A 10363-nucleotide genomic window follows, 5' to 3' on the forward strand; every position below is an offset into this window, starting at 1 on the left:
GGTCAGTCCCCCGTGGCGACGCGGGTCGTCTCGCGCACGTCGTCGAGCGCGCTCCCGAGGTCGGCGCCGGCGTCGGCCGCGCGCTCCAAGACCACGTCGGCCATGAGCGGCTCCGTGCCGACCGCGCCGGCGTACCAGATCCGGGTGCCGTCGACCGTCTCGGGCACGTCGTACCCCTCGGTGTGGTCCTCGCAGAGGCCCACGTCCTCCGGGATGTCCTCCTGGGTGTGGTAGCCGTCGGCGATGAAGAGGGGGACCAGGACCACGTCGTCGCTCTCGAAGTGCTCGGGGAGGTCGTCGACCTCGGGGTCCTCGTCCATGTACAGCGCCTTCACCTCGTCGAAGCGGTCGCGCTCGGCGATCCGGTCGGCGTGGTACTCGATCGCCTTCGCGGAGTTCTCGTTGCGCTCGGTGCCGTGGCCGACGACCGCCAGGCCGAACCCCTCGCCCACGTCGGGGTCGTCCGTCACGGACTCGGCGCGCCGGACGATCACGTCGGTCATCGCGCGGTGGGTCCCCACCGGCCCGCAGTAGTGGACCTCGCGGTCGATGTCTTCGGCGACGAGCGTCGCCTGGTCCGCGGAGAGGCCGTCGGAGCCCCACTCGGAGACGTCCCAGCCGTCGAGCCGGAGCTCGCGCGGGATCACCTGCTCGGTGAAGTAGCCCTCCGAGACGAACAGCGGGACGACGTATATCTCGTCGCCCTCGACGGTGCGGAGCACCTCTCGGAAGTGCGGTTCCTCCTTCCAGAACCCGGTGCGGACCTCGTCGAAGGCACCGGTGGCGCGGATCGTGTCGGCGTGGTCGTACGTCGGCGCGCTCGACTCGGGGTTGAGGTGGGAGCCGTGCGCGACGATGACGAGCGACTGCATACCCGTGCTGGGGCCGCGCCGCTATTAGGGACTTCGGAGGCTGCGGAACGACGGGAACGACGGTCGGTCGCCGGGGGCGCCCCGCCCGACCGAAACGATCTTGCCCGCCCGCCGCGCAGCCCCGCGCATGTCGCTGGCAGCCGAGACGCGGGAGGCGGTCAGAGCGCGCCCGTTCGTCCGCGACGCGCTCCGCGCCGGACTGGTGAACCACAGCGCCGCGGCGTCGTGGCTCGCGGCGCGCGCCGACCTCGACGGCGACCCCGACGCGATCGCGGCCGCGCTCCGCCGCTTCCGGGAAGACCTGCCGGCCTACGAGACCGAGGCCCGGACCGCGAGCGTTTCCATGCGGAGCGGAGTGAGCATCGCCGACGACGCGACCGAGGCGAACGACGGCGCGGAGGGCGACGGGGCAGACGCCGATCCCCTCCTCCGCGTCGGTGACGCGGCGGTCGTCGAGGGCGGCGACCGCACCGCGATCCTGGCGACCGGCGACGTCGACGCCGCGGCGCTGGCGGACGCGCTGGGGCGGCTCGGCGCCGCGGACGTGGAGGTGGCGGCCGCGGGCGTGGCCGGCGACGCGCTCGTCTGCGTCGTCTCCCGGCGCGACGGCGCGAGCGCGGTCCGGGTCGTCGAGGCGACGCTGGAGGCGGTGCCCGTGGACGAGGAGTGAATTCGGCGGACGAGGGATGGATTCGGTCGACGAGAGGCGAGCCCGACCGACGGGACGCGAGGCCGGGCCGCGGCGACCGAACCGATCCTGTCCGGGACGGCCTTTTTGCCGCTCTCGCTCCCAGCCGATCGCGTGTTGCTCGCGACCGCCTTCGTCTTCCACGTGCTCTCCGGCGCCCTGTGGACCGGCGCGACGCTGTACGTCGTCTACGCGACCCTGCCGCGGGCGACCGACGGGACGCTCGGCCGCGCCGCGTTCGTCGACGCCGCCCACCGGCTCCTCATGGTCACGCGGTGGACCGGCGTCGTCCTCCCGGTCACCGGCGCGTACATGATCTGGCGGTTGTACACGCCGCTCGGGACCCTCGCGACGACCGGCCGGGGGTGGGCCGTCCTCGCGATGCTGTCGCTGTGGGGCGCGATGAACGGGCTCGTCGAACTGGGCGTCCTCCGGATGCGCCGCGAGGTCGACCCCGACCTCGGGTGGGGCCGGTACATGGCCGAGGGATTCCCGGTCGACGCCCTCGCCGGGGTCGGCGGCGTCCCGGGGTCCGCCCGGCTGGCCTCCGTCGCCCGCCCCTACCTGCTCGCGAGCGCGGGGCTGGCCGTCCTGTTGCTCGTCGACGCCGCGCTCCTGGCCGGCGGGATACCGGGATAACGGTCCCGCGGAACGCGAGTATATAAATGCCGCCGAATCGGCGCTCTCGCGCCGACAGAGGGCAATGCTAACTCTCCGCATGAATTTCGGCCCGAGGCGTCGGAGTCCGGTGTTTTCGAGCGAGTCGTTCCGTCGCAGACGGGCTGCGGGCGATAGCCCCTCAACGAGGGATTTATATAGAATCACAATCAATCAAACGCTGTATGAGTCAGCGAATGCAGCAGGGCCAGCCGATGATCATCATGGGCGAGGACGCCCAGCGCGTCCAGGACAAGGACGCTCAGGAGTACAACATCTCCGCGGCGCGCGGCGTCGCCGAGTCGGTCCGCTCGACGCTCGGACCGAAGGGGATGGACAAGATGCTCGTCAACTCGATGGGGGACGTCACCATCACGAACGACGGCGTCACCATCCTCCAGGAGATGGACATCGACAACCCGACCGCCGAGATGGTCGTGGAGGTCGCCGAGACCCAGGAGGACGAGGCCGGCGACGGGACGACCAGCGCGGTCGCCATCGCGGGCGAGCTGCTGAAGAACGCGCAGGACCTCCTCGAACAGGACATCCACCCGACGGCGGTGATCAAGGGCTTCAACCTCGCGAGCGAGTACGCCCGCGAGCAGGTCGACGAGGTCGCGACCGCCGTCGACCCCGACGACACGGAGACCCTGCGTAACGTCGCCGAGACCTCCATGACGGGCAAGGGCGCCGAGCTCGACAAGGACGTGCTCGCCGACCTCGTCGTCCGCGCGGTACAGGGCGTCACCGTCGAGGCCGACGACGGCTCCCATGTGGTCGACCTGGCCAACCTCAACATCGAGACGCGCACCGGCCGCGCGGCGGGCGAGTCGCGCCTCCTCTCCGGCGCGGCGATCGACAAGGACCCCGTCCACGAGGACATGCCGACCGACTTCGACGCGGCCGACGTCCTCCTCCTCAACGACCCGATCGAGGTCGAGGAGGCGGACGTCGACACCTCGGTCAACGTCGACTCACCGGACCAGCTCCAGAAGTTCCTCGACCAGGAGGAACAGCAGCTCCGCGAGAAGGTCGACCAGATCGTCGACTCCGGCGCCGACGTGGTCTTCTGTCAGAAGGGCATCGACGACCTCGCGCAGCACTACCTCGCGAAGGAGGGCGTGCTGGCGGTCCGCCGCACGAAGAAGTCCGACCTGACGTTCCTGAAGAACGTCCTCGGCGCGCCGATCGTCACGGACCTCGACTCGCTCACCGCCGACGACCTCGCGGTCGGCTCCGTCGAGCGCGACGACGACGAGGAGCTGTTCTACGTCGAGGGCGAGGACGCCCACGGCGTCACGCTCCTCCTGTACGGCACCACCGAACACGTCGTCGACGAGCTCGAACGCGGCATCCAGGACGCGCTCGACGTCGTCTCGACGACCGTCTCCGACGGGCGCACCCTGCCCGGCGGCGGCGCGGTCGAGGTCGAGATCGCGCGCCGCCTGCGCGACTACGCCGACTCCGTCGAGGGGCGCGAGCAGCTCGCCGTCGAGGCGTTCGCCGACTCCCTCGAACTGATCCCCCGCGTGCTCGCCGAGAACGCGGGCCTCGACGCGATCGACCTGCTGGTCGACCTGCGCGCGGCCCACGAGGCGGGCGACCGGAACGCCGGGCTCGACGTGTTCGCCGGCGAGGTCGTCGACACGGCCGACGCGGGCGTCGTCGAGACGGCACACGCGAAGGAGCAGGCGATCGCCTCCGCGGCCGAGGCGGCGAACCTGGTCCTGAAAATCGACGACATCATCTCGGCGGGCGACCTCTCGACGTCGGGCGGCGACGACGAGGGCGGCGCCCCCGGCGGCGGCATGGGCGGCATGGGCGGCATGGGCGGCGCGATGTGACGCCCGTCGGAGACGAATTCCCACTGCCCGTCAGGCACCGCCTGACGACGCCGACGTAGCCGAGGCACTTCGGAGCCTCGACGCCCGCGCCGACCGCGATCGCTCGACGACTGCCCCTCACGCGCTCCGAGTTTTCCCCGTTTTTCCACCCGCGCCGTAGCGTCCCACAGGCCCGAGTCCGCGACCGGGACGGGCCGGCCGTGCGCGCCGGACGCATCCGCGGCCGCACCTCTTTACGGGCCCGGGCCGTACGGTCGGGCGATGGCAAACCTAACGCTCTACGAGCTTGAGGGCTGTCCGTACTGCGCGAAGGTGAAGACGAAGCTGTCGGAGCTCGACTTGGAGTACGAGTCGGTGATGGTGCCGCGGTCGCACGGTGACCGGACGGAGGTCGAGGAGGTCTCCGGACAGACCGGCGTCCCGGTCCTCGTCGACGAGGACCACGGGATCGAGGGGATGTCCGAGAGCGACGACATCGTCGAGTACCTCGAAGAGACGTACGGCGGCGCGAGCTGAGGCCGGCGCGATCAGCCCGCGACGGAGCCGGCTTAGCCCGGCCCCGCAACGAGAGGCTATTTATCCGCCCGGGGCGAGGTGGCGGCCGTGCGACTCGTTCACCGTCCCGGGTCGGGGGGAGAGACCGTCCTCGCGAGCGACGTCGACGTCGCGCGCTCGACGCTCGAACAGGCCCGAGGCCTGATGTTCCGGCGTTCGATCCCGGACGACTACGGCCTGGTCTTCCCCTTCGACGAGGCCGACACGCAGTGGCTCCACATGCTGTTCGTGCCGTTCGCGATCGACGCGGTGTGGCTCGCCGACGGCGAGGTGACGGAGAAGAAGCGGCTCGCGCCGTTCGTCGGGCTGGGTCGCGGCCGCGCCGACACCGTCGTCGAACTGCCGGCGGGAGCGGCCGAGTCGGTGGCGGTCGGCGACGAGCTGCGGCTGGTCGAGTGAGCGGGAGGCGCCCGAGACCTACGCGTCGTCCTCGAAGGCGTCGAGGTCGAACACGTCCGCGTCTCCCGAACGCGGCTCCTCCGCGACGCGCAGCGACAGCTCGATCCGGCTGCCGCCGGCCTTGCTCTCGACGATGTCGAGGCTCCCGCCGCCCGCGGTGACGATCCAGTTCACGTACCAGAGCCCGAGCCCGCTCGCGTGGTCGAGCGGCGTCTCCTCGCCGGTGAGGACGGCGCGCTCCACCGGCGGGATCCCCGGGCCGTCGTCCGCGACGACGAGCGAGACCCACGACTCGCTCGGCAGCTCCGCCGCCGAGATCCGCACCCGCGGGTCGGCGGCGTCGTTGTGGCGGACCGCGTTGTCGACGAGTTCGGTGATCGCCTCGGGAAGGAATGCGATCGCGGAGACGACGATCCCCTCGGGGACGTCCACCTCGACGGCGGCGCGCTCGCGGAGGTCCGCCGGGAGCGATTCGAGCGCCGCCTCGACCGCGGCAGAGAGCGCGACCGGCCGCGGCGAGGGGCGCTGGGAGAGCAGCCGCTCAACCTTGCGCGAGGTCTCGCCGAGGCGCAGCAGCCGCTCGGCGGTGTCGACGACCCGTTCGAGCTGCCCCGTGAGCTCTGGGTCGTCGACGGCCTCGATCGCCTGACCGGTGAACCCGGTGACGACGTTGAGGTCGTTCCGGAAGTTGTGCCGCAGCACGCGGGTCAGCACCGCGAGCCGCTCCTCCCGGAGCGACGCCTCCGTGAGGTCCTCGCCGACGCCGACGGCGCCGACGACTCGGTCGCCGTCGGTGACGGGACCGACCGAGAGCCGGTAGGGGACGCGCTCGCCGGAGCGGGTGAGCAGCCGCACCTCGCAGGAGACGGTCTCGCCCGCCCGGTACACCCGCGAGAGCGACTCGCTCACGCGGCCGCGCGTCTCCTCGTCGAACAGCGAAGTGAGCGCCCGCCCCGAGAGCGACGCGGGGTCGTAGCCGGAGTCGGCCGCCAGCCGGTCGTTCCACCGCGAGAGCGTCCCCTCCTCGGTACAGCGGAACAGCGCGAGCGGGACGGTCTCGGCGAGCGCGTCGACGAGCCGGCGCTCGCCGTCGCGCTCGCTCTCGGCGGCGACCCGGTCGGTGGCGTCCGAGAGCCCGACGACGAGCCACTCGTCGCCGGCGATGGTCGCCGCGTGGAGCGCCGCGTCGACCCGCAGCCCCGGGTCGCCGAGCCGGAGGTCCCACTCGAACCGCTCGACTCGGTCGTCAGCGCCGTCCGACGCGGAAGGGTCGACGGCCGCCGCGGCGACGGCGGCGACGGACTCCCCCGAGACGGTGACCTCTGTCTCGCCCAGGTCGGGGAGGCCCATCAGCGTCAGCGTGCCGCGGTCGTGGTCGAGCAGGTCGACCGCGGGAGCGTTCGCGGCGCGGATCGCCAGCGTCTCGGGGTCACAGACGAGCGTCGGCGTCGGGACCGCCCCGACGAACGCCCGGAGGATACCGGTCGCGGCGGCGTCGCTCGACGACGACCCCTCGGCCGGAGAATCCCCGTTCCCGTCTCCCATCTAACGGTGATCGAAACACTCCGCGCATATGTGTTTATGGATTTATGAGTCGCGGCGGCCGCGCGACGGCGCTCGGCCCGAGCGGGGTCAGTCCGCCTTCGCCTGCCAGTCGCGGACGGTGTCGGCGCCGACGCCGTCGACGTCGGCCGCGAGGTCGTCCGGGTCGGCGGACTTGAGGTCGTCGACGCCGCCGACGCCGGCGTCATTGAGCTTCTCGGCGGTCTTCTCCCCGATCCCCTCGACGGTCTGCAGCTCCGAGCCCTCCTGGCGGGCCGTGAACTCGCGGTAGTTACAGATCGGGCAGCCGAGCTCCCAGGGGTCGTCGCCGGAGTGGACCCGGAGGTGCGGGAGGTCGTGTTCCTCGCAGGTCTCGTCGGTGACCTCGATCTCGCCGCGCCGCGGGAGCGGCAGCGAGTAGTCGCAGTCGGGGTAGCGCGTACAGCCGACGAGCCGCGAGCCGGACCGGAGCCGCTTGATCGCGAGCTCGCCGCCCTGTTCCTCCCCGCAGTCGGGACACGCCCCGATCACCTCGTCCTCCTGCTCGTCGGCCTCGTCCGCCTTACACTGCGGGCAGCCGTGGACGAACGTCTTCCGTCCGGCGAGCATCTTCACGTGGCGGAGGTCGTGGTCCTCGCAGCTCTCGTCGAGGAGGAGCGGCTTCCCGGTCGACGGGAGCGGGAGGGTGTACTCGCAGTCGGGGTAGCCGTCGCAGCCGACGAAGTACGACCCCCGGCGCGACTTCCGGACGAGCAGGTCCGAGCCGCACTCGGGACAGGGCCCGAGCGTCTTGTCGGCCTTCAGCGACGTCTGGAGGTGGTCGCCGACCGCCTCGCGCGACGCGGTGAGGTCGTCGAACACGCGCGAGAGCAGCTCGCGGGAGTCAGCCGTCACCTCGTCGTAGCCCTTCTCGCCCGCGGCGATGGCCGCCATGTCTTCTTCGAGCTGGGCGGTCATCTCCTCGCTCACGATGCGGTCGGCGAACTCCTCGGCGGCCTCGACGACCGCCTCGGCGAGCCGGGTCGGTCGCGGCGGGTCGCTCTCGACGTAGTTGCGGTCGTACAGCTTCTCGATCGTCCGGTGGCGGGTCGCCTTCGTCCCGAGCTGCCGCTTCTCCATCTCCTCGATGAGCCGCGACTGCCCGTACCGCCGGGGCGGCTGCGTCTCCTTGGCCTCGGTCGCCCGGTCCGACAGCGACAGCGTCTCGCCGACCTCGACGTCCGGCACGATCCGCTCGTCGCTGGAGCGGTACGGGTACACGTCGTGGTAGCCGGCCTCGAGCAGCCGCTTCCCGTTGGCCTTCAGCCGCAGCCCGCCGTCCGCGACGAGGTCGGCCGGCCCGGCCGCGTCCTCGGGGTCGCGGAGCGCGGCGAGCCCGTCCGCGTCCGCGGCGATCGGCGTCGCCTCGCCGTTCGCGAGCGCGACCACGCGCAGCCGCTCCCAGGTGGCCGGGTCGGCGCAGGTGGCGAGGAAGCGGCGGACGATCAGCTCGTACACCTCCCACTCGTCGTCGGAGAGGTCCGACGACGACGGGAGCTCGCCGGTCGGGTGGATCGGCGGGTGGTCCGTCGTCTCCTCGTCGCCCTCGGTCGGCTCGATGTCGCCGTCGCCGTCGAGCAGGCTCGCGGCGTCCGCGCCGAACGTCGAGGCCGCCGAGAGGTCCTCGATCAGTTCCTCGGGCTCAAGATCGTCCGGGTACACCGTGTTGTCGGTCCGGGGGTAGGTGACGTAGCCGGCGGTGTAGAGGTCCTCGGCGAGCGACATGGCGCGCTGCGCGGAGTAGCCGAGCGACCCCGCCGCGCGGATGAACGCGGTGGTGTTGAACGGCGTCGGCGGGTCGTCGGTCTGCGTGCGGCGGTCGACGTCGTCGACGGTCGCCGCCTCGGCCGCGGCGAGCGCCTCGGTGAGCGTGTCGGCGACCGCCTCGTCCCAGACGCGCTCGCGCTCGTTGCCCTCGTCGTTCAGGTAGAAGTAGCGCGCCTCGAACGGGTCGCCGCCCGCCTTCGCTAACTCGCCCGTCAGCTCCCAGTAGGACTCGGGGTCGAACGCCTGGATCTCCCGCTCGCGGTCGACGATGAGCTTGAGCGTCGGCCCCTGGACCCGGCCGACGGAGATGAAGTCGTCGCCCATCTGTCGGGCGGACAGCGAGAGGAAGCGGGTCAGGGCGGCGCCCCACGTCAGGTCGATGGTCTGGCGGGCCTCGCCGGCGGCCGCCAGCTCGAAGTCGAGGTCGTCGGGATTCGCGAACGCCTCTCGGACCTCGTTTTCCGTGATCGACGAGAAGCGCACGCGGTCGACGGGCACGTCCTCGTTGACCTCGCGGACGAGCTCGTACGCCTCCTTGCCGATCAGCTCGCCCTCGCGGTCGTAGTCGGTCGCGATGACGACGCGGGAGGCGTTGCGGGCGAGCCGGCGCAGCGCGGCGACGATCCCCTCCTGCGTCGGCGTCTTCGTGACGGGGGCGTCGATCAGCTCAACCGGCTCCACGTCGCGCCAGTCGTTGTACTCGGCCGGGAAGTCGACGCCGACGACGTGGCCGGAGAGCCCGATACACCGCTTGCCGCCCCACTCGTAGACGTTGACGTCGTTCATCCGCTCCGCGGTCGCGGACTCGCCGCTCAGGATGTCGGCGATGCGCCGCGCCGCGTTGTCTTTCTCCGTGATGATCAGCTCGGGGCCGCGACTCATTGCGCCGAGATAGGCCGCTCCCCCGTCTAAAGCTTTCGCGACGCGAGACTACCGGGAGGCGCGGCGGCGAACGAACGGCGAGAAGGGACCCGAGGGCGGCCGGTCACCGGGCCGCGTCGTCGGACTCGGCGAGGAACTCCGCGTCGGTCACCTCTCCGTACGGCTCCGGGGGTTCGTCGTCCGCGTCGAGTTCGCGCCGTGCGAGGTGGTTCTCGAGTTGGCGGCGCTTGTTCCTCCCTTTCCGCTCGCGGCCCGATTTCGTGTCTGGCATCGTCACCCGTGACAACTACACCCACACATATGAGTCTTGTGTCGGTGTGTAGACGAGTCAGCAGTGACGCTCAGGGGTGGCGCGTGCCTGCGAGCGGCCACAGGCCGCGAGCAGCACCGCGCGAGGGAGTCAGTCGCCGGAGCGGAGCGGAGGCGACTGACGAGGCTGGGGAGGCGTGAGGCGCTGTGCGGTCGCTGTCGGGTGGGACTCAAAGGGGCAACCGTGAGGGCGTTCGGAGGCGACGCGAGGAGCGCAGCGAGCGTCCGAACGCCTCACGGTTGGGGCTTTGGAGGCACTCACCGTCGATCCGCGGTCGATTAGTTATAAACCGGCTAACAGCGATGTCCCGCCGGAGTTCAACACCGAGTCTCTCTGGACAGGACCTCGTCAGCCGGGTCGACGAGGAACGAAACGCCACCGGCGGTGCGCCCGAGGACCACCACGTAGATACAGCCGCTGTACCCCTCGCCGAGAGGCTGGGTGACGACGGTTTCATTCTCGGACGAGTCGGGCCCGTCGTCGGGATACTCCGCTTTCACCTCCAGCCACAGCGGCTCGTCACCGCTCCCGAACGGACCTTCGACGACAGGTGAACTACCCTACCCTACTCACTCGCCGCTGATGCGGCTCGTTCCTTGAGGGTAGGGCTTCCTGCTTCCACGACGCGCTTTGCAGAAACCGTGGTGGTTCCCGTAGGGAGCGCAGTCTCCACAGGCGTTGATTCGGAGCGTCCCGCTCCTACTTGCTCGATACCGCGAGAAAGAATGTTCCACGCCGCGTTCGCATCTCTATCCGTCTCGAAACCGCAGGCAGGACAGGAATGTTCACGGACCCACAACGGCTTCTC

11 protein-coding genes are annotated in these 10363 nt (G+C 71.0%); 6 read left to right on the forward strand and 5 right to left on the reverse strand.

The annotated features are described in order from the left end of the window. Positions 1–2 precede the first annotated feature (2 nt). The gene (locus DVK06_RS15700; RefSeq protein ID WP_121600983.1) at positions 3–872 is read right to left on the reverse strand and encodes a CbiX/SirB N-terminal domain-containing protein; all 870 of its coding nucleotides are present in this window, start codon (positions 870–872) and stop codon (positions 3–5) included. A gap of 127 nt (positions 873–999) precedes the next feature. Here DVK06_RS15700 and DVK06_RS15705 point away from each other — a divergent pair, with 127 nt between their 5' ends. The 5 genes from DVK06_RS15705 to DVK06_RS15725 all read left to right on the forward strand — a co-directional run bounded on the left by DVK06_RS15705 (position 1000) and on the right by DVK06_RS15725 (position 5015). Next, positions 1000–1542 (forward strand): hypothetical protein, encoded by a 543-nt coding sequence (locus DVK06_RS15705; RefSeq protein ID WP_121600984.1) that lies wholly within the window; start codon positions 1000–1002, stop codon positions 1540–1542. Between the two features lie 132 nt (positions 1543–1674). Continuing rightward, positions 1675–2199 carry a copper resistance protein CopD gene (locus tag DVK06_RS15710; RefSeq protein ID WP_121600985.1) on the forward strand — a complete coding sequence of 175 codons (525 nt, stop codon included), beginning with the start codon at positions 1675–1677 and terminating at the stop codon, positions 2197–2199. Between the two features lie 215 nt (positions 2200–2414). Then, positions 2415–4061, forward strand: a complete 1647-nt coding sequence (gene thsB, locus DVK06_RS15715) for a thermosome subunit beta (RefSeq protein ID WP_121600994.1) — start codon at positions 2415–2417, stop codon at positions 4059–4061. A gap of 261 nt (positions 4062–4322) precedes the next feature. Further along, entirely contained in the window at positions 4323–4577 is a 255-nt protein-coding gene (locus tag DVK06_RS15720) for a glutathione S-transferase N-terminal domain-containing protein (protein ID WP_053771866.1), read from the forward strand. Positions 4578–4655: 78 nt separating this feature from the next. After that, positions 4656–5015: a DUF192 domain-containing protein gene (locus tag DVK06_RS15725; RefSeq protein ID WP_121600986.1), complete on the forward strand. Its 360-nt coding sequence runs from the start codon at positions 4656–4658 to the stop codon at positions 5013–5015. A gap of 18 nt (positions 5016–5033) precedes the next feature. Here the strand turns inward: DVK06_RS15725 and DVK06_RS15730 are convergent, their stop codons facing one another. From DVK06_RS15730 to DVK06_RS19085, 3 genes are all read right to left on the reverse strand, one after another. Further along, complete coding sequence (locus tag DVK06_RS15730; protein ID WP_121600987.1) at positions 5034–6560, reverse strand: ATP-binding protein; 1527 nt, start codon at positions 6558–6560, stop codon at positions 5034–5036. A gap of 87 nt (positions 6561–6647) precedes the next feature. Next, positions 6648–9245 carry a DNA topoisomerase gene (locus DVK06_RS15735; RefSeq protein ID WP_121600988.1) on the reverse strand — a complete coding sequence of 866 codons (2598 nt, stop codon included), beginning with the start codon at positions 9243–9245 and terminating at the stop codon, positions 6648–6650. A 103-nt stretch (positions 9246–9348) separates the two neighbouring features. Beyond that, entirely contained in the window at positions 9349–9516 is a 168-nt protein-coding gene (locus DVK06_RS19085; protein ID WP_199718736.1) for a hypothetical protein, read from the reverse strand. Between the two features lie 341 nt (positions 9517–9857). On the opposite strand from DVK06_RS19085, the gene DVK06_RS18500 reads away from it, so the two are divergent. Beyond that, positions 9858–10109: a hypothetical protein gene (locus DVK06_RS18500; RefSeq protein ID WP_147438124.1), complete on the forward strand. Its 252-nt coding sequence runs from the start codon at positions 9858–9860 to the stop codon at positions 10107–10109. An 11-nt stretch (positions 10110–10120) separates the two neighbouring features. Here the strand turns inward: DVK06_RS18500 and DVK06_RS15745 are convergent. Further along, positions 10121–10363, reverse strand: a 243-nt coding sequence (locus DVK06_RS15745; RefSeq protein WP_147438125.1) for a zinc ribbon domain-containing protein, incomplete at its 5' end; no start/stop codon positions are given.

It is taken from the genome of Halorubrum sp. Atlit-28R, assembly GCF_003665955.1.
Lineage (GTDB): Archaea > Halobacteriota > Halobacteria > Halobacteriales > Haloferacaceae > Halorubrum > Halorubrum tropicale.

Excerpts from the sequence above, each read along its gene's own strand:
- DVK06_RS15720 (WP_053771866.1), top strand. The coding sequence starts at position 4,323 with ATGGCAAACCTAACGCTCTACGAGCTTGAGGGCTGTCCGTACTGCGCG.
- DVK06_RS18500 (WP_147438124.1), top strand. The coding sequence starts at position 9,858 with ATGTCCCGCCGGAGTTCAACACCGAGTCTCTCTGGACAGGACCTCGTC.
- thsB (WP_121600994.1), top strand. The coding sequence starts at position 2,415 with ATGCAGCAGGGCCAGCCGATGATCATCATGGGCGAGGACGCCCAGCGC.
- DVK06_RS15735 (WP_121600988.1), bottom strand. The coding sequence starts at position 9,245 with ATGAGTCGCGGCCCCGAGCTGATCATCACGGAGAAAGACAACGCGGCG.
- DVK06_RS15705 (WP_121600984.1), top strand. The coding sequence starts at position 1,000 with ATGTCGCTGGCAGCCGAGACGCGGGAGGCGGTCAGAGCGCGCCCGTTC.
- DVK06_RS19085 (WP_199718736.1), bottom strand. The coding sequence starts at position 9,516 with ATGCCAGACACGAAATCGGGCCGCGAGCGGAAAGGGAGGAACAAGCGC.
- DVK06_RS15730 (WP_121600987.1), bottom strand. The coding sequence starts at position 6,560 with ATGGGAGACGGGAACGGGGATTCTCCGGCCGAGGGGTCGTCGTCGAGC.
- DVK06_RS15700 (WP_121600983.1), bottom strand. The coding sequence starts at position 872 with ATGCAGTCGCTCGTCATCGTCGCGCACGGCTCCCACCTCAACCCCGAG.